Here is a 22,711-nt window from a genome sequence, read left to right as displayed (position 1 = left end):
TTATCCCTTCGAAAATTCTACCATGCATTTCACATTCTTCATAGTCATGTCGCTATCTGTGCGGCGTAAAGGACTTTCCGCAATCAGATTATTGATCTTCTCCATCGTTTGCCGAGTCATGTCAGCCTCACCGTCATAAGTGAATTCAACTTCCAGTGCTTCCCCATGCTTCCTTATCATAACCTGTAATTCAACTAGATCGGTTTTGATGGCTTCGGCCTCTTCCCGGTAAAGCTCAATCAGGCCGATAAGCACCCGGGACAGCTGTTGCCCGCCTGCCGAGAGATGAGCAACGTTCACTTCCCCCTCCACGCTTACCCTGGCATGGAACGCAGAAGCGATCGTGCGAAGCGACTGAATATAAAAGACAAGGGCCGGATCACCGAGCTTGGAGTTGGCGCTTTCTCCGCTCATCCGTTCCCTGATCCTATCGACGAAATGGGTCACCTTGTCAGGCTTGTTCATCCGAATATATCCGTATAAGACCTGCAAATCATTCATCCAATCATGTCGATGATGATTCAAAGTCTGAATCGATGTTTCCTGCAGATGGCGGGTGATGCTCTCTAGTTTCTTCGCTTGTTCATTTCTGTCGAGCTTCACAATCCAATAAGCTGCAGCAGCGACCCAGACGACAAATAAGAGCAGCGTCCAAAAATGTCCCTCCCATAACCATAGCGTAACCGCAGGAATGATGACTGATACTGCTGCGGCAATTTTCAACGATTGTATGCAAATCATCTCCCATCTTATAAGTTGATTACTCCCAGCCTTTTACAGTATAGCATGGCCTCGGACAAAGTTCATCCTGAAAGCTGCACGGGGAAAGCTTACCCCGTAGCGTTCCCCCGCCTCCCTGGAAGCGTAAACGGCTTTGCCGTCCTTTGACGGCAAAAACTTCGTTTCATGGTGAAATATCAGCTCATTTACAAAAGGAACTTTATAAATGCTTATATTTTCAAAAAAATAACCCCGGCCCTTGACAGGACCGGGGTTACGTTCAAGCTTATTAAGCTTCAACAGCAGCAGCTACTGCTGCGGCTGGAACCGGATATACGCTCACTTTCTTGCGATCACGACCCCAACGCTCAAACTTAACTACGCCTTCGATTTTTGCATACAAAGTGTCATCTTTACCGATGCCTACATTGTTGCCTGGGTGGATCTTAGTACCGCGTTGGCGGTAAAGAATGCTTCCTGCGGTTACAGTTTGACCGTCCGCACGCTTGGCTCCAAGACGCTTGGAGTGACTGTCGCGTCCGTTCTTTGTCGAACCTACCCCTTTTTTCGATGCGAAAAGTTGAAGATTAAGTTGCAACATGGGTATCCCTCCCTTTTTACAATAATTGTTCCCGAATGACCACATAACGGCCATAGGATTGTTGTATGCTGTCCAGCATAACGACCATTGATTCAAGCAAGAGCTGTACCTTGGCATCCTTGTCAGCATCTGCTTCCTCGGGCACATCGGAACTCAGCCATCCGTCCTTCATGGAGGCCGGAAGTTGAACGCCTGCAAGTGCTTCGACCGAGTTCACAGCTCCTACCGATACGGCGGATACACCGGCACATACAATGTCTTTGCCACGGTCTGCAAAATTAGCATGTCCCTCAATGGAAAAACGCATAATTCGGCGGTCCGGGCTTCGTCTTACAATATAAACCGATATCATAAGAAGTACCTCTTAAGCCTGGATCTTGCCAATCGTTACTTTAGTGTAAGGTTGACGATGACCTTGCTTGCGACGGTAGTTCTTTTTCGCTTTGTATTTGTAAACGATGATCTTTTGTCCTTTACCGTGTTTTTCCACAGTAGCGGATACGCTCGCGCCAGCAACCACAGGGGTTCCAGTCACAAGACCTTCACCTTTGGATACTGCCAATACACGATCAAACGTTACACTGTCGCCTTCGTTCACTTCGAGCTTCTCGATATAAAGAACATCGCCCTCTTGAACTTTGTACTGCTTGCCGCCAGTTTCGATAATTGCGTACATAGTTGGTGCACCTCCTCATGTCCAAGACTCGCCTAATTCAGGTGGCCGCAAATTGCTCTGCCGCGCTTCAACCCGATCGGAGCGGTTACAGCACATGTATAGCCAAAAGCACTAGACACATACTAGAAGAGTTTATCACAACAGTGTATAGTTTTCAAGTGCTGTACTAAAAACTGCGCAGCAGTTTTCCTTTGCCCTGACAGGCGCCGCATGTTTCATAGAGCCTGCTCTCGACGTTTTCTTTTCCTTTTTTGCGCGTCATCTCCAGCAAGCCAAGCCTTGTCCAGCCGACCACATGGCAGGTTGTCCGATCTCTGGCGGTCAGTTTCTCCAGCTCACGCTTCACCTGCTCACGATGCTCCTCCAGCTCCATATCGATAAAATCAATAATGATGATGCCGCCAGCATCCCGGAGGCGCAGCAGCCGGGCAATTTCGAACGCAGCCTCCATATTCGTCCTGAACACGGTGTTCTCCAGATCAAGATGACCGGTATACTTGCCGGTATTCACATCGATTACGGTTAGCGCTTCGGTCTGCTCCCATACAAGGTCGCTGCCGCTCGGAAGACGAACCCGCTTGCCGAACGCGGATTCAAGCTGATCCTGCACCCCGAACTTTCTGAACAATTCGGCGTCGTTATGGTTGTAAAAGCGAATGCGGCTCTTAAGCTGAGGCGCCATCAGACTGGCATGACGAACCGCCTCCTCGTATTGCTGTCGACGGCTAATCCACACTTCGTCCAGCTCCGCATTCAACAGGTCCCTCACCATCCGCTGCATGAATCCGGCTTCGGAATGCAGCTCGGCCGGCGCCTCTGCATCGTTTGCCCCTGAGCTGATCTCCCGCCATTCAGACCTCAGTTGAAGCAGATCATCATGGAGTTCCTGTTCACTTATCTCAGAGGCGACCGTACGAAGAATAACACCTTCCTCGTCGGTCTTGAGCCTGCCTGCCAATTGCTTCAACCGCTCTCGCTCCTGCTCAAAGCCAATCTTTTTGGAAACGCCGATATAACCTGCAAGCGGCATGTAAACGAGATAGCGCCCGGGGAGAGCGTAATGCGTTGTCACCCGTGCGCCTTTGCCGCCAAGGGCTTCCTTGCTCACTTGTACAATCACTGTTTGCCCAGGCTTGACCAAGCTCGCAATGGGCGGCTTTTCCTTGGGCTGCTGCTCCAGATGAGGCGGAAGCAGATCATCCACATACAGAAAAGCGTTCTTGCCCTGTCCGATATCGACGAATGCAGCCTGCATGCCTGGGAGTACATTAACAACACGTCCCTTATAAATATTGCCTACTAGATGTCTGCCTGTCGTTTCTTCCATATAAAATTCTGTTAACTGTCCGTTTTCCAAAACCGCCGTCTGCGTCAATTGCTCCTGGCAGCGAATCAGCATTTGCTTCATAGAACACCAATCACCCGCTTTTTTGGTTGCTGAATCCATTTTACCTAAAAAGCTCCGCGACTGCACTTCCAGGTTTTCCATGCATCAAAAAATTGCTGACTACCTGCTCCTCCGGCAGCACGGTTACAACCGAACCCTTCATTCCCATAACATAAATCAGGTGATATTTCTCCTTGACCAGCCGCCGCAGCGTGCCCTGAATAGTATGATGTCCGGCAACAACAATCGGCTGGGCAAGCTTTTCCCGCTCCCTGTATCGATCCGCCCAACCTTCCCTGTGCATTAAAAACCGGACAAAAATAAAAGGGATATTGCGATGATAGCTCCAGTTGGAAGCAAACAGGAAAATGCCGATTGCCAACAGGTTTACTTGAATTCCCCCGTCGTTCATATAAGGAAGCAAGGAATAGATGATCATCAAAGCGCTGGCGAGCAGAGAAATACGGGCTCCCCATACGAGCGTAACATGGTAAGGCAGGCGACAGCTCATCCACGCTTGTACAATTCTCCCCCCGTCAAGCGGAAGTACTGGCAGCAGATTGAATAGACCGATCATCAAATTGGCTTGAATCAGGTGCGAGGCCCATACTGGGGTGATCAGACCGAGCTCTCCCAGCGCCCAGGCGGTCAGACCCATCCACAGGTTTTGCAGCGGGCCAGCCAGCGCAACAATGATTTCCTCCCTGGCTGGCAGATAGCCGGCCTCCTCTGTCTCAGCAACACCGCCGAATGGAAGAAGCTTGACTTCCCGAATTCGCCAGCCAAAGCCTCTGGCAGCGAATACATGGCCCAGTTCATGCACGAATACAAGTGCGAATAAGGTAAGCAATTCCAGAAAATAGCCAGTGATGACTGAAGCCATCATGATCAGAACAAACAAAGGATGGACAGACCAGCGAATGCCAAGCAGCTTATTCAAATGCGATCACTTCCGCAGGATCGACATAATGGTCGTTTTCCTTCACGGCGAAAAACAGCAGGCTGGAGCTTTCGGCTGTCCCCGGCTTCACGCTGCCAATTGTATCCCCCGCTTCTACCCAATCATTTTGAGCGACTGAAATTTCCGAGAGCTGCCCATAGATGGTCACCCGCTTGCCGCTATGCTGGATGACCACCGTATGCTCCGGCCCATTGCCGGAAACAAGCAGCACTCTTCCGGTCTGTGCGGCGTAGACAGCTCCTCCTTCTGATGATGATGCGATTTCCACCCCGTTTAACAGTTCTGCGAAGCTGCGGACAATAATGCCGTCCGCTACAGGCAATACGGTGCTTTCCTTAATACTTCCGCTCGCCTTCTGGGCCTGCGGCTGCCTGTCCCCGAAGATGGGAATAAAAGCGGGAGAACCGCTGAATGTATTCTCATACCAGACGGCAACAGCCTCAAAGTTCATATCTTGCGTCAGGGCATCCCGCACCAGGCGTTGACCTTCAATAGCCCATGGCCTGTCCAGATGAAACATACCCCATACCCCGGCAAACAGGATCAGGCTAAGCATCAACTTCATCAGCAGTTCCTTGCGCAAAATCGAATAATTTGGGCCAACATCATTCGGCGGTCCGCCCCCGGCAGTTGAGGGCATTTCATAAGTCCGAGGGGTCACCTCCCAGTTTCTCCAGCCGCCTCCCTTACTCTTCCACATGCGCTCGGGGTCTCTCACGTTTTCCCCGTCTGCGGAAGACAAAATATTTTGGTCAGGCTTTGGCTCTGGTGAAACTCCGTTATTTGCCGAATGCCTATGCTCCTCAGTTGAGTGAACAGCTGGTCGAGAAGAATGGACTGCACGCTGGCCATCCTTACTCTTCCACTTTTCATTATGAGGTTTTATTCCCGCTGGCCCGCCCCCCGTCATATCTGTTTGCTGAATGTTGCGCATCCGTTCCTGGCGGCGCTGCCTGATTGCATCTTTGATTTCCATATCGTGGCCCCCCAAATTATTCAACTCAGAGTATGTACCTGTTCCTGACAGTTTGTATACTCATTTATATGATAGGAAGGGCTTGTTTATGAGAAATAACAGCTCTCGTTCGCAGCGTTTCCTCGCCAGAGGTTCAAGACGGATTGAAGCAAGCGTAACCGGCTTTGCCGTCCTTTGACGGGCAAAAACTTCGTTTCGCGGAGAAATATAAGCCATTTATAAAAAAAAAGTACTGCCCTTGAACTTGCAGGGCAGCACTTGTAATCAATCCAGTTCGTATTTCTCCTGATGCGCTTTAATGCTGAACACGAGGCCAATACACATCATATTCAGAATAAGGGAAGTTCCTCCGTAACTAATAAACGGCAAGGTAATACCGGTAATGGGCATAAGCCCAATCATCATCCCGATATTTTGGAATATTTGGAAGACGTACATCGATACGATTCCGATAATGATATAGGAACCTCGCCGGTCATAGCACTGGAAGGCGATAATAATCATCCTGTATATGAGCAGGAAATACAGCAGCAACAGCACCGCTGCGCCCTGAAATCCGAATTCTTCTCCGATTACGACAAAAATGGAGTCCGAATACGGGTAAGGAATCATTCCACGCGTTTTGGACTGGCCTTTCATATAACCATCACCGGTCAGTCCGCCCGAGCCAATGGCAATCCGCGATTTATCCGATTGATATTTCGCAGCGTCGCTTGCAGTTTCGGGATTAATGAACGTATTGATCCGCTCATACCAGTGGATTTTTTTCTTCTCCATTAGATAATCTTTAATCTCTGTATTAAAAGTGTTAAACAAGCTGACAAATAACACGAGGGAAGCGACCACAATAACAAGTCCGATCAATACATGCAAATACTTGACATTGCCAATCCACAACATGCCAAGCACAATGAAAATGTAGATGATAGCGTTCCCCAGGTCAGGCTGAACCATGACAAGCAGAAAGGGAACGAATGTAATCAGCCCAATAGGGAGCAAATCTCCCAAAAACGTCAGTCTGTCTCCTTGCCTTCGGCCCATAAATACTGCCAGTACAATAATCAGGAGCGCCTTCATGAACTCTGCCGGCTGAAAAAGCAATCCGCCGGGCAACTGGAACCATCCTTTGGCCCCATTAATCTCTATTCCGAAAAAGTAGACTCCGGCAAGCAGCCCAATACCCAGGACATAGAGATAAATCCAGCCTTTCATCAGCAAGCGGTAGTCAATGAATACCGAACATATAATGACCAGAAATCCGAGAGCGAAAAACAGCAGCGTCCTGATATCGTAGTTCTCATACCGCTCCCCAAAACCGACAGTCGCACTGCGGACAATAAAGAAGCTAATAATCATAAGCAAAATCAAGATGATTATTATGCTCCAGTCGAGCTTTTTCAGTTTGTTTAGCAAGGGCTTATCATCCTATCCCTAAAAACTTCCTGAAGCGTTTGAATACACCGCTCTTGTCTTCAAGCGACATGAGCGGGACCATATCCCCCAATATCCGTCTGGCAACGTTCCGATAGGCGATAGCCGCTTTGGAAGACGGGTCCATAACCGTAGGTTCGCCGGTATTGGCAGCCTTGATGACTTTTTCATCATCAGGGACGATGCCGAGCAGATCAATGGCCAGCACCTGGCAAATTTCATCGATGTCCAGCATATCTCCGCTTTTGACCATCGTGGGACGGATACGGTTAATGATCAATTTAGCCGAGATTTGCGATTGCTCCAGCAGGCCGATGACCCGGTCCGCATCACGGACAGCTGCATTCTCAGGTGTTGTCACGACAATCGCTCGGTCAGCACCGGCAATCGCATTTCGGAACCCCTGCTCGATGCCCGCCGGACAATCGATGATGATGAAGTCAAATTCCTGTTTGAGCTCCATGACGATATCTTTGACCTGCTCTGGACTAACCGCATGCTTGTCTTTGGTTTGCGCCGCGGGGAGCATATAAAGCTCATCAAAGCGCTTGTCCTTCACCAACGCCTGATTGAGCCTGCATCTTCCCTCCGCAACATCAACCAGATCGTATATAATCCGATTTTCCAGCCCCATCACCACGTCCAAATTTCGCAGGCCGATGTCGGTATCTACCATACATACCTTTTTGCCCAACAGAGCAAGCGCTGTTCCGACATTGGCGGAGGTCGTCGTCTTCCCTACTCCGCCTTTCCCTGATGTAATTACTATCGCGTCTCCCATGCCCTACACTCCTTTAAACACGATCGGATCTTTGCGTAAACGGTATAACTGCGTAATTTTATCGATCTGCATTTGGCCTTCCTTCAAACAGGCAAACTCCATTGCAGCATCCCCAGATACCCATTCATCTGGCGGACGGCTGATGACCCCGGCAATTCGAAGCTGGGTAGGCTTGAGCAGCGATGCCGCAATGATGACATCCTGTCTGCCGTCCACTCCGCCGTGCGCCATACCCCGGAGCGCTCCAAGCACATATATATCGCCCGTACAATATAAAGTTCCGCCCGGGTTAACATCGCCCATAAGCACCAAATTGCCATCATGTTCATAGGTTTGTCCAGAGCGAATAATACCGGATATAATTTTCAGCTCGACAGCCTCTTTGTTCTGCGCGGTCTCCGGCACTGCCGATTCTATTGATTGAACAAGCAGATTCCCACGCTGGCGAATCATGGTTCGAATCTGTTCCTTCTGTTCATCTGTCACCAGGCGATTGCCAAGCTTGACATGAATATGAATGAGCGGACCGGTCAATACTTGCAGGTGGGTTTTCTCCAGCTTGTTTTGAAGTTCATCAAGCAAAATTGAAAACTCGCATTGATCGTCAAACAGGAAGAGCAGCCCCTCCTTGACTCCTTTAATTGTAATATGCTGCTTCTCCGTCACGAACTTCCCACCTCCACCTTAAACAATTCTTTCCGCAGCCTTTGGAATCCTGCTTTTACTTTTTGTTAAATCGAGAATTCCTTTTGATTACTTTCCCGAATCTACTGAAATTCCAATTCCCTGTTGGCCGACTCAGCTTTATAGCTGGGCTTGCTCGTTCTCTTCTTTTGAGTTTTTGCGAAAAGCTCCTTCAAACCATCGCCGTGCCGGTATATACAAGATCAAGGCAAAGATCAACTGTAAAAACAGACTCGGCAAGATATGATGGGTTAACGCCCAGACATAAGGCTGTTTGTTAATTTGAAATACGGTATAGACCATAAACACCACCGTATCCAGAAGCAAACAACCCATGCCGATTACGGAGATGGCTGTCAGCATCGGTGGACGCCTGTACTCCAGCAGCAATCCGGCCAAATAACCACAAAGTCCCATGGAAAAAGAATGAATCCCGATAATATGGCCATAAAACACAATATCTTGAAGCATTCCGAAGGCAAGGCCAAGAAAAAGCGCCACATGCCTGCCAGCATACATTGCAGCAAACAGCACAAACACGAACACAAAATGCGGGATCAGCCTGTGCGTCCACCCAGTAGGAATAAGCCAGGTTACGATTGTCCCTTCCAGCAGGAACAGGAAAAACATAATCAGAATAATCCAATGAAGCTTCATTCTTTCTGGCCCTCCGCTTCAGGATCCGGGACCTTTACAACCAGTACTTCTCTTAATTTGTCCAGTTTGGCCGAAGGCTCAATATAAGCGGTATAGGTCAGACCGAAATCCCCTACCTGCTTCGATTTGACCTTGCCGATTTCAATCCCCCGCGGGAAAACAGAGCCGAGACCGGACGTGATCACCATGTCCCCTTCTTGCAACGGGTCATCCTCGGCAATTTTGCTCATCATCAGCTGTCCTGTCTCGCTGTTGTAGCTCTCAACAATCCCGAACGAATCTTTACCGCTTACCGTAGCGGAGATCTTCTTGGAACCGAAAGAAGATTGCGCATTCAATTCGGTGATCGGCATGACCGTGGAAGTAATCGGGGAGACTTCGCTAACAAGGCCAACCAATCCGTCAATCGTGATTACCGCCATATCCTTTTGAATTCCATTTTTCGAGCCGCGATTGATTTTAAACGTTTTGTTATAGGCGTCAGGATTCGCGGCAATTACCTGGGCAATCAGATATTCATAATTATTTTGGTTTTTCTGCGCTTCTGTGAATTGAAGCACGGATTTATAGTAATCATTATCTTCCTTCAAATAATTATAAGTGCTCCTGTCTCTCGCATAACGGGCAACCGTAGTGCGGAGTTGCTCATTCTCTTCATAGAGGTGCCGCATAGTCCGAATATCCTCAAACAAGCCCGCCATATAACCAGCGGGCTTGTAAAGCCAGGATTGCAGCAGTGCTACGGAGTCATTAATAAATTTTTCTGGCCATGACAGGTTTTTCCGGTCACTAAGGGAAAAACCCATAATCGCCACAAAAAGAATCAGCCCGATCAACATCAGGAACAATCTTTTATTCCGCATAAACTTGAACAGCTAAATCACCCGCCTACTTCATCATCCGTTTTCCTTTTTCCGTAGTACGGCTGTCCCGGTCATATAGGTCCCAAATAAAACCGCCAACTCTCCTACACTAGGAACTAAATAAGTTTAATGAATGACTTCCGAATAGGCCGTGTGAAAGGTTCCTCCGATCGCTGTTGTTCTGTGAACAAAGGCCATCGCTTCGCTTCTCGAGAATCCTTTCACACTCTGGCTACTCGACTTCCGATTCTTTCGTTTAACTTATCTAAGTGCTGGCAGTAGCCTGCTATTTTTTAAAGCGGGAGGACGAGCCATTTCTGGATTTAAACAAGTGAATATTATCTAGCGCCCTGCCTGTTCCAATCGCTACGCAATCCAGCGGATTCTCTGCTACGATAACAGGCATGCCAGTCTCTCCGGCCAGCAGCTTGTCCAGATTGCGGAGCAATCCGCCCCCGCCCGTCAGAACGATTCCGCGGTCCATAATATCAGCTGACAGCTCCGGCGGACATTTCTCCAGTGTAACCTTTACCGCATCCACAATCGCATTCACGGTATCCGACAACGCCCCGGTAATTTCATCCGATGTAATGGAGATGGTCTTCGGCAAGCCGGTAACCAAATCTCTTCCGCGGATTTCCATAGCTTCCTTCTTGTCCGTTTCCAGGGCAGAGCCAATCTCCATCTTAAGCTGTTCCGCCGTGCGCTCCCCGATCAGCAAATTATACGTACGCTTGATATACTGAATGATCGCTTCATCCATCTCGTCACCGGCAATTCGGATCGAGCGGCTGGTTACGATACCTCCAAGCGATATAACCGCAACTTCAGTCGTTCCGCCGCCGATGTCGACGACCATGCTGCCAGTCGGCTCCCAAACCGGAAGATCGGCACCGATCGCCGCGGCGAACGGCTCTTCGATTGTATAAGCCTCTCGTGCTCCCGCCTGCTTGGTTGCATCCTCAACAGCGCGTTTCTCTACCGCAGTGATGCCGGATGGCACGCAAACCATAACGTTCGGATGGCGCGGAAACAGTGAACGTTGCTTCTGGGCCTGCCGAATAAAATATTTAATCATTGTAGAAGTGGTCTCAAAGTCAGCAATAACGCCGTCCTTCATCGGTCTCACAGCACGAATATTTCCCGGCGTACGGCCAATCATTTTCTTCGCCTGTTCGCCAACAGCTTGGATCGTCTTGGTATCCGTACGGAGGGCGACTACAGAAGGCTCACGGACTACAATGCCTTTTCCTTTAACATAGACGAGTGTATTTGCCGTTCCCAGGTCAATGCCCAGATCTTTTGTAAAGCCACCAAACATGTTAATCTTCCTTTCTGTCATCACGACAATACCTCTTAATTATATTACATGAAACCCTGCTCCTTCAAACTTGTATATTGAAGGTCGCCGATTACAATATGATCGAGTACATCAATGCCTACCAGTTCGCCCGCTTCAACGAGCCGCTTGGTCATTTGGATATCCTCCGGACTTGGAGCCGGATTCCCGCTCGGATGATTATGTACGCAGATGATCGAAGCGCTGCTGCACTTGATCGCCGCTCTGAACACTTCTCTGGGATGCACAAGCGAAGCGTTCAGCGTTCCCACAGACAGTGTCTCCTCCGCAATCACGCGGTTTTTGGTATCGAGAAACAGACAGACAAAATGCTCCTTCTTCAAATACCTCAGCTGCTCCATCATATGATCCGCGACATCTTTAGGACTGCGAACCGTCATTCTCTCCTCTTGCGTACTTCTTGAGAGACGACGTCCAAGCTCAATTCCTGCCTTAAGTTGGAGGGCCTTGGCGGTGCCAATCCCTTTTATTTTAGTGAGTTCTTCAAGACTCATATCAACAAGATTATGCAAACTTCCGCACTCCCGCAGTATGCGCGCAGCCAAATGGACGGCCGACTCCTGCCTTGTGCCTGTACGAAGCAAGATAGCGAGCAATTCGGCGTGACTGAGCGCCTGCGCTCCATTTTGAACCATGCGTTCTCTAGGTCGGTCTTCACTCGGGACGTCACGCATGACTACAGATTGTATATGCATCGCTTTCCCTGCCTTCGGCAAATAAATTTAAATGACTTGGATATCAAACTCCAGCAGCATGTCCGACAAGAGCGACAGGGACAAACCTACAACATTGAAATAACAGCCATCGATGTGATCGACAAGCGTAGCTCCAAGTCCCTGAATCGCATAGGCTCCAGCCTTATCCATTGGTTCCCCTGACGCGACATACCGCTCGATCCGTGAGGAGTCGAGCGGCTTCATGTGAACACGAGTTGCCAAATGGGATACGACCTCACGCGAGGTTAGCAAGTCAACACAGGCAATAGCGCTATACACTTCATGTATTCTCCCCTGCAAATGCCCCAGCATACGCCGGGCATCCGCTTCATCACGGGGTTTGCCCATTACTTCTCCGTTCAGCACAACAATTGTATCAGCACCGATAATCAGGCTCCCTTGATGATCCTGCTTGTCCGAGGCAAGAAGCTCTCTGACTGCTCTGGCTTTGCGGAGCGAAAGCTGCTCTACAATCTTCGCCGGAGACCAGTCATCCGGTGTACTCTCATCGACATTAGAAGCCATGATTTGCACTGGAAGAGTTAAATTTAACGATTGCAGAAGGGATTGACGCCGCGGAGAAGAGGAAGCGAGAATGATTTTTTGCCTTTTCATTCAGCCATCTCCTTAATTAGCTCAGCCACACTTCCGGATGGTGTCCGGAAAAGCCGGCTTTTACATTTTGCGATACAGCCATATAGCTGCACCCGCAGTCAATATGCTTAGCAGACTGACCTCAATCTTTAAAGTCAGATCATAGCTGAAAACAACCAAATCCGCAGCCGGAGACCATGTCAAATTTGTCGTTCGCGTAAGAAAAGACAGGCCTGGCACTTCTTTGAGCCATTGCGCAAGCAAAGATCCCCCGACCAGACCCAATCCGATAAACAGTAGAAGCAACCAACCGTTTTTCTTCATCTTCCAACTTCCCTCGCCATATTTTGACACCTGAATTCAATTATACGTTGGTTAGTGAGCTATTACAATGTGCGAATACTCCCAATCCAATCTTTTTGCGCCAGAACAGCCTCCATCAACTCACTTTGGGCAGTCCACATATAAGAGCGGGCAGGGTTTTTATCAAATTCTCCCAAGGCCGCTGCAATCGTCTGCAGGGATTGAACCATCTGTTCAAAAGATTTTTTTCCATTCTCAGGCAGTTGCTGCTTGAGCTTTGCGGCAAGGCCCGTCCATTTCTGATGAATCGTTTTCCATGGGGAACCGTCAAAGCGCTGAGGCTGCTCCTTTTGAAGCTGTTCATTCGTCACGCTGCTGAACGTACTTATCAACTGGTCGGTCTCTAATAGAAAATTTTCCAGAAGCGCACTGTCCCCCTGGAAAGCAACTTCGGTAAGGGCAGGGACCGTCAGCCGGGAAATGTATACATTCAGCCCGTCAAGCAGTTCCGCAAGTTTGGCGGCCTCAGCTTTGCCGCTGGCGATTCCCGCATAGACGCGATATTTGTCCACTGAGCTGGAAGCCGCGGCCACTCCGCGCTGGTCAAGCTGGGAGAGTGCTGTCTGCATGCCTTCCTGGCTGCTGAACACTCCATATTGGAGTATGTAATAATTTGTTTCCGGGCGATTCAGTTGAACCGCAGTTTTTGGAGTCTCGTTTTCCGCATTCTCCGGGCCGCCGATTACAGACGCAGGTCTGTTAACAGATGGAGGGGCAACCGGAGTCGGTGGATCGGACACAGCGAGTATCTTCGCTTCGTTGTTCTGCCATGCATTTTGTCCGGCGAATAAAGAGAGAATCAGATAACCGAACAAAGCTCCCGTAGCAATTGCTCCAGTAACCGAGACTGCAACCTTGAACCAGGATGGTCCTTTATCCGTATGCCGAATCGAAGGGGAATGCTCATCCTTAACATCAATGATGATTTTCCTGCGTCTATCGGAGATTCTTTTGTCAATCCGGCCTGGAATTCGGGAGAGATATGAAGATTCACTTGTTATCTGTTCCCCCAAATCTATAGGAGCCGGCGCCCTGCCGTCCGCTTCCCGAATAAGCGCTCCCAGCGCTTCGGGGTTATCCTGGAAGGGGCTTTCAGAGGAGTTGCTCTTTTCCGTAAAGGGAAACTCCTCATGATAGCGGGAAACTGCCGAATGGCCATCCTTCACTAAATTCTCTTCATTGCCGACAAGCGAAAATTCCGATCCGGGTGTTTCATTCCGGCCCTGCTGCGCATTTCCCTGATTATCAAAGCGAAAGGTAATCCGGGCTTTTGAGTTCATCCCACTCTCTCCTTGTCCTGTGTCATTCTACTACATTCTATGAGAGAAGGGAGAGATATATGATTTTTTTAATAGTTTAAAAATCTCTCATTTTCTCAAACGCTGGCCCTCCCGCCTCCTGTATAAATATATAAACAGCGAATGAAGGTCGAGCAGGGCCTCCGATTCAACATTGTTTATATTAAAAAAATCTGCAAAGGGAGCTGCTTCGCGCAATTTCCCTTGCAGATTTCTGATTAAACAATGTTTCGCAAATGCTTGGCCAGTTGGTCGGATGTTTTCCAAATGTCTCCAGCACCCATCGTAATGACCAAATCCCCGCTTGCTACATTTTCTTTCAGATATTCAAGCACATCTTCCTTGTTCGGAATATAAGCGACGTTCGGGTTGCTGTTGGACCTGATCATCTCAACAAGCCGTCCCGAATTAATCCCTTCAATTTGCTGTTCTCCTGCCGGCGAGTAGATATCGGTAATAATAACCTCATCTGCCTCCCCGAAGGCTCTGCTAAACTGTTCCAACAGGAAATAGGTCCGGGTATAGCGTTGCGGCTGGAATACGGCTACGATTCGCTTCCCTGTAGCCTTCGCTGCACTGATCGTCGCCTGAATTTCAGTCGGGTGATGGGCATAATCATCAATAACCAATATATCATTGACCTCGCCAAGCACCTGGAAGCGCCGCTTGGCTCCCTTGAATTGCGATATGGCGGCTGCAATAGCATCAAACTCCACTCCCGCACTCAGACAGGTAATAACTGTGGCAAGCCCGTTATATACGTTATGAAGACCCGGTACAGACAGCTCAATTGCGCCCAGTTCTTGTCCGTGTCTGACGACATTGAAGCTTACTTTGCGATCGCCGAGCTGAATTTGCTCTGCTTTATAGTCCGCATCGCTGTCAATGCCATACGTAATCAATTGGCCCGCTTTCTTGATCTCTGCCTGGGACAGCAAATCGCTTATATTTTCATCATCTGCACAGACGATTGCCTGACCGCCTTGCTTCACTTGTCCCAAAAATTGCGCATAAGCCGCTTTCAAATTATTGAAGTCTCCATTGTAATTTTCTAGATGGTCAGCTTCAATATTGGTGACAACAGCTATCGCAGGATGGTACTGAAGGAAGGAGCCGTCGCTCTCATCCGCCTCGGCGACCACATAATCTCCCTTGCCCGCCTTGGCGTTGGTGCCTACGTTAACAATTTCTCCGCCAATAATGTAGGTTGGGTCTTGCTCGCAGGTTTCCATCACGAGCGCAATCATGGACGAGGTCGTCGTCTTCCCATGCGCGCCTGCTACGGCAACCCCTTTGCGCGCATTCATCAGCTTGGCAAGCATCTGGGCGCGGTGGAGAATCGGAATATTCAAATTTTCAGCTTCTACCCTTTCCACATTGTCTTTAGACAAGGCAGTCGAATAGACGACCAGATCCGCCCCCTTTACATGAGCGGCCTCATGGCCGATATAGATGCGGGCTCCTTTGGCTGCGAGCTTTTCGGTGAGCTCCTGTTTGGCGACATCCGATCCGGTTACTGTATAGCCCATCTCCAGCATTACTCTGGCAATGGCACTCATTCCATAGCCTCCAATGCCGATAAAATGGACATGTTCTGCTGTATTCAAAGAAGTTTCACCAACCTTTTTCAGTGTCCGTAATGTTAAGCAAACGAGCGCGCACATCGGATATCAGATACAAGGTACCGGTCACAACTCCCAGGTCATCTGACTCTGTCGCTTCTCGCAGCCGCTGGAGCGCAAGCTTCCAGTCCGGTTCAACGATAAGCTCAAACTCGTACTGTTCCTTCATCTCGGCAATAAGAGAGGCCAGCTCGGAAGCAGCCATCCGCTTGCGAAAATCCGGTTCGGTCACTACAAGCGTATCAACTAGTGGTAGTATATGCCGCAAAGTATCGCGATGATTCTTATTTGCCAGCATTCCCATCATCAGGCGCAGCTTCTTGTAGGCGTAAGTTTCCTTCAAAGCAGCTGCCAGTGCTTGCGCCCCTTCCGGATTATGCGCTCCATCCAGTAATATTCTGGGGTTTGATGATATCATTTCCATCCGTCCTGGCCATGATGCATAGCGCATCCCTTTTAAAAGGTCTTCATCCTCAATGACTAGGGCATAATACTGCCTCAGTACTTCGAGTGCCATAACGGCCAGAGCGGCGTTTTTACGCTGATGAGCGCCTGTCAATGTAATCGCAACCGGTTCAATTGTGCGAAACAATCCTTCAAAGCGGAAGCTCTGCTCCTCCGTTCCGGCTGACAGCGCAACCTCCTTGAATTGCTCATCAACCAAATACAAGGTTGACTTTTGAGCTTGAGCAGTTTGACGAATAATTTCCCTGACTTCCGGCTGCTCAGCTGTACTGACTACCGGAACGCCTCTTTTAATAATGCCTGCCTTCTCACGCGCAATCTCGGCAAGTGAATGGCCCAGAATATCCATATGATCATGACCGACATTGGTAATGACCGAGATAACCGGGTTTACTACATTGGTAACATCCATTCTGCCGCCAAGTCCCGTCTCCCACACGACATAATCCGGGTAAGTGACACGGGCGAAAAACAAGATAGCCAGTGCCGTCGAGACTTCAAACATCGTTGGCGAGCCGAGCTCCGTAGCGGCAATTTCTTCCACAAGAGGCTTCAGCTCATTGGAGAGCCGAAGCAATGTCTCTTCCTCAATATCCTGGCCGTTATATTGAAATCTGTTCGTAAATTTGGTTATGTAAGGGGACGTAAAGGTCCCCACGTCATAGCCGGATTGAATGAGTGTGCTGGTCAAATAGGCGCAGACCGACCCCTTGCCGTTCGTTCCGGCCACATGGATAAATCTCAATCGGCGCTCCGGATGATCAAGTTTATCCAGAAGCAGTTCCATTCGCTGCAGACCAGGGCGAATTCCGAACGGAATCAGCCCTTCAATCCAGTCTCTGGCCTCTTGATAGGTTTTCATCATCGTCGTCAATCCTCTCTCACCGTTATCCGCGCAGCTCGGAAATTCGGGCCAGCACCTTGTCGCGCTTCTCTGCATAGTCTTGCATTTTCGCGCGCTCTTCCTCAATAACCTTGGCCGGCGCTTTGGCAACAAAGCCTTCATTGGCAAGCTTCTTTTCCACGCGCTCAACCTCGGAATTCAAGGTTTTGAGTTCCTTTTCAAGACGGATTATTTCCTGAGAAATATCGATTAATCCCGCTAAAGGAAGATACAGCTCGGCTCCTGTCACAATAGCGCTCATTGCTTTATCAGGCGCAGTAACAGCAACAGAGATTTCCAGGCTGCTCGTTCCGCAGAAGCGGCTGATATATTCTTCGTTTCGAGTCAGAATAGCAAGAACAGCCTCATTGGACGGCTTCACCAGCAGTTCGATCTTTTTGCTCATCGGTACATTGACCTCTGCACGGATATTGCGGACAGCGCGAATAATATCCATGAGCAGCTCCATTTCCTTGGCGGATTGCGAAGCTTCGAGCGCCTCATCATATACAGGCCATTCTGCCAGCGTAATTGTCTCACCCTGATGCGGCAGATGCTGCCAGATTTCTTCACTGATGAACGGCATAAACGGATGAATCAGACGCTGCGTGCGGTCCAGCACGTAAGCAAGGACAGACTGGGTTGCCCGCTTGGTCTGCTCATTCTCCCCGTAAAGGCCAAGCTTGGCAAATTCAATATACCAGTCGCACAGATCATCCCAGATAAAGTTGTACAGGACGCGACCGGTCTCCCCGAATTCGTAGCCGTCAATCAGGCGGGTAACCTCCCGCACGGTTTCATTCAGGCGATGCAGAATCCAGCGGTCCGCGGTACCCAATTCAACCGCAAGATCGATGTCCTCTGCCGTCACACCCTCCAGATTCATGAGGGCAAACCGTGATGCGTTCCAAATCTTGTTGGCAAAGTTGCGGGCCTGCTCCACCTTATCCCAGTTGAAGCGCAAATCTTGACCCGGTGTGCTGCCTGTCGAAATCATAAACCGCATCGCATCTGCGCCGTATTTTTCAATTACTTCAAGCGGATCGACGCCGTTGCCCAGGGATTTGGACATTTTCTGACCGTTCGCGTCACGAACCAGGCCATGAATTAAAACATCGGCAAACGGGTTCTTGTCTGTAAATTCAAGGGCAGTAAAGATCATCCGCGCTACCCAGAAATAAATGATATCGTAACCGGTCACCAGCACGCTGGTCGGGTAGTAACGCTGCAAATCCGCTGCATCATCCGGCCAGCCAAGTGTCGAGAATGGCCATAAACCGGAGCTGAACCAGGTATCGAGTACATCTTCATCCTGACGAAGGTTGGTCGATCCGCATTTGGAACAGGCTTCGACAGCATCATGGGCAACATGCAGTTCCCCACACGCCTCGCAGTACCACGCAGGAATCCGGTGTCCCCACCAAAGCTGGCGGGAAATACACCAGTCGCGGACATTTTCAATCCAGTTCAGATAGATTTTTTCAAAACGGTCTGGAACAAATCGCACGCCATTGCCGGACTTCTGGATTTCAATCGCTTTCTCCGCCAGCGGCTTCATCGCTACAAACCACTGGGTGGACAAGTAAGGCTCCACAACTGCTCCACTGCGCTCACTGTGTCCGACCTGGTGCACGTGTTCCTCGATGTTGACACATACGCCCTGTTCCTGCAAATCTTTGACGAGTTGCTTTCTGCAATCCATCCGATCCAGACCTTTGTATGGGCCTGCCTCATCATTCATCGTGCCTGTCTCGTCCATTACAATAATTTGCGGCAGCTGATGGCGCGTGCCTACCTCGAAGTCATTCGGGTCATGGGCAGGTGTAATTTTGACCGCGCCGCTGCCAAAATCCTTCTCCACATACTCATCTGCAATAACCGGGATTTCTCGGCCAGTCACCGGCAGAACGAGCATTTTGCCGATCAGATGCTTATAGCGTTCGTCCTCTGGATGCACAGCAACAGCCGTATCGCCCAGCATCGTCTCCGGGCGGGTCGTTGCAACTGTAATTTTGCCGCTCCCGTCCTTAAGCGGATACTCAAGATGATACAGCTTGCCTTGCATTTCTTTATATTCAACTTCAATATCGGACAATGCCGTACGTGCTGCAGGGTCCCAGTTGATGATTTTTTTGCCGCGGTAAATCAGACCCTTTTGGTACAGGCTGACGAATACTTCGCGGACCGCCTTGGACAGCCCTTCATCCAATGTAAAACGCTCTCGGGAATAGTCGAGGGACAGGCCCATTTTGGACCATTGGCTCCGAATCGTGCCTGCGTACAAATCCTTCCATTCCCATACTTTCTCTAAAAACTTCTCACGCCCCAAATCATAGCGGGACAGCCCTTCCTCACGAAGCTTCTGTTCCACTTTGGTCTGTGTCGCAATTCCGGCATGGTCGGTACCCGGCAGCCACAATGTATCATAGCCTTGCATCCGTTTGGTGCGGATCAAAATATCCTGAAGGGTAAAATCAAGCGCATGGCCGATATGCAGCATCCCCGTTACATTCGGAGGAGGAATAACAATTGTATACGACTTTGCATCGGGACGCTTGCCCGCTTCAAAATACCCCCCCTCTACCCAATAAGAATACCATTTTTGCTCCGCAGCCTTCGGATCATAAGTCGTAGGCATCGATGCGCTTTGCTTTTCTTCGCTCATACTTCATACCTCCATAACAGCAACATTGTAAAATAAAAAAAGCTTCCCGCCCCAAAGGACGAGAAGCTATGCTTCCGTGGTACCACCTTTGTTTCGCTTGTACTCTGGCGGCCTGTCAAAACACAGAGATTGCAGCCTTCCAAATGAAGGTCAGGTTGACCGTCCAGGGCTGCCAAACGACACTTTCGTACAGATAACGGCTGCTACCGGCCTCAGTTGGCATACTTTAGCCTGGCTAAGGCAACTCCGGGGCGACAAATAACAGCTACATCCTGCAAAACCTCACAGCTGGTACAGGTTCCACTCTCTGAAGGCATCGCTGCATTATTCCCCTTCAACGTTGATAACGAATTGAAATCATTACAATATATAATACCTTTCTTGACCAGCTTAGTCAATGCCCCTGGGCAGCGTCCCACGCGCCACTCGCCTGACTGCGGCAGTACCGGCAGATGAAGCGGCTCATGTCTGCAAATACAACAAGCGGCTCCGTCTCCCCTCCGGGTAACGAAGCCGCTGTTGCGCTCATTCTCTTCCATTGAACTATTGAACTTGCGGGATATATAAAACCTGTCCTTCATTGATATGCTGATCTGCAAGCCTGTTGTAGAGTAGGATTTCACGTGGATTGAGCTGATATCTGCCGGCAATTGTCTCAAGAGTTTCCTCCCTTTGAACAATGCAAATGCGCAGTTTGCGGAACTCTCTCTCATCCCCCTGATTGTTGAGGAACAACTTCTTCCATTCCACTTCCTCCCCGGGATCGATTCGCTTCTGTGCGTTCTCTTCTTCCAGGGATGCCTCCTCCTGCTGTTTGGCCAGCGCTTTGGCCTCCTGCTCGCGCTTGTTGGAATGAAGCAGGGAACTGAGCCCGAAGCTGTTGCTTTGCGATTCCTTGCCGGAAAATGCAATCTTCATCTCCGTCTTGGTCACTTCGGCTACCGACGGGGCCTCGTTTAGTACAAGCGGCTGTGATGTATCTGTCTCCGCCTCGTCATACTGGGCTGCCAACTCGGTAGGCTGGGCTGTCACGGACACCGCTTGTTCCGCTTCCTCCAGCTCCGATTGAGTCTGAATTGAGTCCGATTCCCTTCCAAAAAACGGGTCGGCTCCTTCTGATATTACTTCTTCCTCGGCAGCATTATCCAACGATGTATAGGCCGCCGCTTGCGCTGTTTCCCCCACCAGCTGACGCTCGTCCTGTACAGGCAGCCCTGGCCACGCTGCGGTCGCATTAGTACTCGTCACTTGCTGCGGCGGAACTGGAGATTCTCGCAGACGTTCCGTACGCACAATGGACGGCTCGAAGCGCTGCAATGGGGGCGCGACAAGCGGCTCCGAAGCCTTCCCGGGGGCAGACAAAAACGGCGGGAAAACGTCTGTTTCCGGCAACTGTGGCTGCAGCAGACCTGCCAGCTCATAAGGTTCGGATTGGGCATGAGCAGCTTCCCATTCAGGCTGGACAACTGCCCATGTCTCTTCTGGCTCGCGCTCCAGCAACAGCGCTTCCTCCGGTGTTTGTTCGATCCGGTGGACAACTGTAATCGACTCCTCGTCCCAGACATTTGAATCCGGCGACACACCACCAGCCTGTTCGATTTGCAGGCCTCGCAAAGACAGGACTCCAATAATGTTCAAGGTTTTCGTATTGAGAATATCGACATCAAAGTTGTCAATCTCAACCGAGATATCCTCTACCCTATGCACACGGTTCAGCGGCAGGGTAATTTCTACAGGAATCAAATGTTCCAAGGTGTGCTTGGTTCTTACTTCTCCCTGTCCGTCATATACGCCTGCAAGCAACAGATTACCCCGCAGTAAAATCTGTTCCCCGTGGCTAATAACTTGAATATGCGGCGTCAGCTCGATCTCATCCAGTTCTCCAATACCAGCGACATCTTCTGATAAATGCACCCGTTCATATACATCAAAACGAAGTCCATTCGATGAATTGGGCACGCTTCATCCTCCCTTCTCTACTCCTAACAATTTCATTCACTATCATTTATATGGTTTAGAGAGGGAGAGCATGACTATGAATTTTGGAGCGGCCTGAATTGCTGTTCTGCCCGAACAAACCAATTGGGGGAGGGACAAACAATATCTATCAAGCGGCCCGTCCAAGGATGAGCAAATTGCAGATGGCAGCCATGGAGCGCCTGTGTAGAGAGTACCTGCCCGCTTCCACCATATAGCCGGTCCCCGATCAGCGAATGCCCAATATGACTCAGGTGCACACGAATTTGGTGCGTGCGTCCTGTTTCCAACCTGATGTAAACAAGCGTAGCGCCTTTGTAACGCTTGGCCACCTCGACATGCGTGACCGCGTGTTGTCCGGTCTTGGATACGAGCCGCCTGGATGTATGATGACGATCACGGCCAATCGGCAAATCAATGGTAAATTTCTCCTCGCGCACCTGACCTTGCACAAGCGCCATATAGTCCCTTTGAATTTGCTTTTGTCTCATCGCTTCGTCCAGCTTCCACTGGGCGTAATCGTTTTTGGCGTATAGCACAGGACCGGATGTATCTTCATCCAGACGATGAATATGGCGGAGATGGGCAGATTGCCCTGTCAAAACGGCATGGCGCAGTACGGCTTCGTCCAGAGTTCCTGTCTGTCCTGCTTCTGAAGGATGAACAGGCATGCCTGCAGGTTTTCCTGCAACCAGACAGTAATCATCCTCATACAGAATTTCCGGCCCTTCCTGATCCAGCGAGGCCATCGCCGTCATATAGAGCGGATGACTGCTTGTATCGTAATCATTGAACATTTGCAGCATCAATTTATTGCGGGTCAACTTGATGCCTCCAACGGAGTAGAGCCGGTTGAGCCATTTCTCCGGGAATTGGCGTAGTGAGATCAGCCATTGCCGCAAATGAAAGGGGCTATCCCCCAGTTCCTTCAACTCCTGCGCCAACAGAGAAGGGAGCGGCCATTCCAGCCACTCCCCCCTGCGCACAGCGTGGTCAACATTCAGCTCGCGCTTCATTGCTTCACCCCAATG

23 protein-coding genes are annotated in these 22,711 nt (G+C 49.8%); all 23 read right to left on the bottom strand.

Translation table 11 applies throughout. The features are described 5' to 3' along the window. Positions 1-741, bottom strand: a complete 741-nt coding sequence (locus tag JFN88_RS17180) for a Spo0B domain-containing protein (RefSeq protein ID WP_199020534.1) — start codon at positions 739-741, stop codon at positions 1-3. Positions 742-1,009: 268 nt separating this feature from the next. After that, a complete protein-coding gene (rpmA, locus tag JFN88_RS17175) occupies positions 1,010-1,321 on the bottom strand; it encodes a 50S ribosomal protein L27 (RefSeq protein ID WP_199020533.1) in 312 nt (103 codons plus the stop codon). A 16-nt stretch (positions 1,322-1,337) separates the two neighbouring features. Next, the gene (locus JFN88_RS17170) at positions 1,338-1,673 is read right to left on the bottom strand and encodes a ribosomal-processing cysteine protease Prp (protein WP_199020532.1); all 336 of its coding nucleotides are present in this window, start codon (positions 1,671-1,673) and stop codon (positions 1,338-1,340) included. A 12-nt stretch (positions 1,674-1,685) separates the two neighbouring features. Next, a complete protein-coding gene (gene rplU, locus JFN88_RS17165; RefSeq protein ID WP_199020531.1) occupies positions 1,686-1,997 on the bottom strand; it encodes a 50S ribosomal protein L21 in 312 nt (103 codons plus the stop codon). Between the two features lie 166 nt (positions 1,998-2,163). Further along, complete coding sequence (locus JFN88_RS17160; protein ID WP_199020530.1) at positions 2,164-3,405, bottom strand: Rne/Rng family ribonuclease; 1,242 nt, start codon at positions 3,403-3,405, stop codon at positions 2,164-2,166. Positions 3,406-3,445: 40 nt separating this feature from the next. Then, positions 3,446-4,324, bottom strand: coding sequence for a M50 family metallopeptidase (locus JFN88_RS17155; RefSeq protein ID WP_233167988.1), 879 nt, complete (start codon positions 4,322-4,324; stop codon positions 3,446-3,448). After that, entirely contained in the window at positions 4,317-5,321 is a 1,005-nt protein-coding gene (locus JFN88_RS17150) for a M23 family metallopeptidase (protein WP_199020529.1), read from the bottom strand. The genes JFN88_RS17155 and JFN88_RS17150 overlap by 8 nt, the downstream gene beginning before the upstream one ends. A gap of 264 nt (positions 5,322-5,585) precedes the next feature. Further along, complete coding sequence (locus JFN88_RS17145) at positions 5,586-6,734, bottom strand: FtsW/RodA/SpoVE family cell cycle protein (RefSeq protein WP_199020528.1); 1,149 nt, start codon at positions 6,732-6,734, stop codon at positions 5,586-5,588. A 7-nt stretch (positions 6,735-6,741) separates the two neighbouring features. Continuing rightward, the gene (minD, locus tag JFN88_RS17140) at positions 6,742-7,533 is read right to left on the bottom strand and encodes a septum site-determining protein MinD (protein ID WP_199020527.1); all 792 of its coding nucleotides are present in this window, start codon (positions 7,531-7,533) and stop codon (positions 6,742-6,744) included. Positions 7,534-7,536: 3 nt separating this feature from the next. After that, a complete protein-coding gene (locus tag JFN88_RS17135) occupies positions 7,537-8,199 on the bottom strand; it encodes a septum site-determining protein MinC (RefSeq protein ID WP_199020526.1) in 663 nt (220 codons plus the stop codon). Between the two features lie 138 nt (positions 8,200-8,337). Continuing rightward, complete coding sequence (mreD, locus tag JFN88_RS17130; protein WP_199020525.1) at positions 8,338-8,874, bottom strand: rod shape-determining protein MreD; 537 nt, start codon at positions 8,872-8,874, stop codon at positions 8,338-8,340. Beyond that, entirely contained in the window at positions 8,871-9,737 is an 867-nt protein-coding gene (gene mreC / locus JFN88_RS17125; RefSeq protein ID WP_199020524.1) for a rod shape-determining protein MreC, read from the bottom strand. The genes mreD and mreC overlap by 4 nt, the downstream gene beginning before the upstream one ends. 286 nt (positions 9,738-10,023) lie before the next feature. Beyond that, on the bottom strand, positions 10,024-11,058 hold the full coding sequence (locus tag JFN88_RS17120; RefSeq protein ID WP_199021279.1) for a rod shape-determining protein: 1,035 nt from the start codon (positions 11,056-11,058) through the stop codon (positions 10,024-10,026). Positions 11,059-11,102: 44 nt separating this feature from the next. After that, positions 11,103-11,792: a RadC family protein gene (radC, locus tag JFN88_RS17115; RefSeq protein WP_199020523.1), complete on the bottom strand. Its 690-nt coding sequence runs from the start codon at positions 11,790-11,792 to the stop codon at positions 11,103-11,105. 27 nt (positions 11,793-11,819) lie between these two features. Continuing rightward, entirely contained in the window at positions 11,820-12,428 is a 609-nt protein-coding gene (locus JFN88_RS17110) for a Maf family protein (RefSeq protein WP_199020522.1), read from the bottom strand. Between the two features lie 60 nt (positions 12,429-12,488). Then, entirely contained in the window at positions 12,489-12,731 is a 243-nt protein-coding gene (locus JFN88_RS17105; protein WP_199020521.1) for a DUF4321 domain-containing protein, read from the bottom strand. Positions 12,732-12,793: 62 nt separating this feature from the next. Beyond that, positions 12,794-14,050: an SPOR domain-containing protein gene (locus JFN88_RS17100; RefSeq protein WP_199020520.1), complete on the bottom strand. Its 1,257-nt coding sequence runs from the start codon at positions 14,048-14,050 to the stop codon at positions 12,794-12,796. 236 nt (positions 14,051-14,286) lie between these two features. Beyond that, entirely contained in the window at positions 14,287-15,675 is a 1,389-nt protein-coding gene (gene murC / locus JFN88_RS17095) for a UDP-N-acetylmuramate--L-alanine ligase (RefSeq protein WP_199020519.1), read from the bottom strand. A 7-nt stretch (positions 15,676-15,682) separates the two neighbouring features. Further along, positions 15,683-17,020 carry a bifunctional folylpolyglutamate synthase/dihydrofolate synthase gene (locus JFN88_RS17090; RefSeq protein WP_199020518.1) on the bottom strand — a complete coding sequence of 446 codons (1,338 nt, stop codon included), beginning with the start codon at positions 17,018-17,020 and terminating at the stop codon, positions 15,683-15,685. 22 nt (positions 17,021-17,042) lie between these two features. After that, positions 17,043-19,703, bottom strand: a complete 2,661-nt coding sequence (locus tag JFN88_RS17085; protein WP_199020517.1) for a valine--tRNA ligase — start codon at positions 19,701-19,703, stop codon at positions 17,043-17,045. A gap of 394 nt (positions 19,704-20,097) precedes the next feature. Then, positions 20,098-20,232, bottom strand: coding sequence for a hypothetical protein (locus JFN88_RS24875; RefSeq protein ID WP_269846572.1), 135 nt, complete (start codon positions 20,230-20,232; stop codon positions 20,098-20,100). 14 nt (positions 20,233-20,246) lie between these two features. After that, positions 20,247-21,662 carry a LysM peptidoglycan-binding domain-containing protein gene (locus JFN88_RS25020; protein ID WP_199020516.1) on the bottom strand — a complete coding sequence of 472 codons (1,416 nt, stop codon included), beginning with the start codon at positions 21,660-21,662 and terminating at the stop codon, positions 20,247-20,249. Between the two features lie 74 nt (positions 21,663-21,736). Next, on the bottom strand, positions 21,737-22,696 hold the full coding sequence (locus JFN88_RS17075; protein ID WP_199020515.1) for an RluA family pseudouridine synthase: 960 nt from the start codon (positions 22,694-22,696) through the stop codon (positions 21,737-21,739). Between the last annotated feature and the right edge of the window lie 15 nt (positions 22,697-22,711).

It is taken from the genome of Paenibacillus roseus (assembly GCF_016424485.1).
GTDB classification, from domain to species: domain Bacteria; phylum Bacillota; class Bacilli; order Paenibacillales; family Paenibacillaceae; genus Paenibacillus_D; species Paenibacillus_D roseus.
The sequence above is the reverse complement of the archived record's forward strand: the minus strand, read 5'-3'. Positions and strand labels throughout refer to the sequence as shown.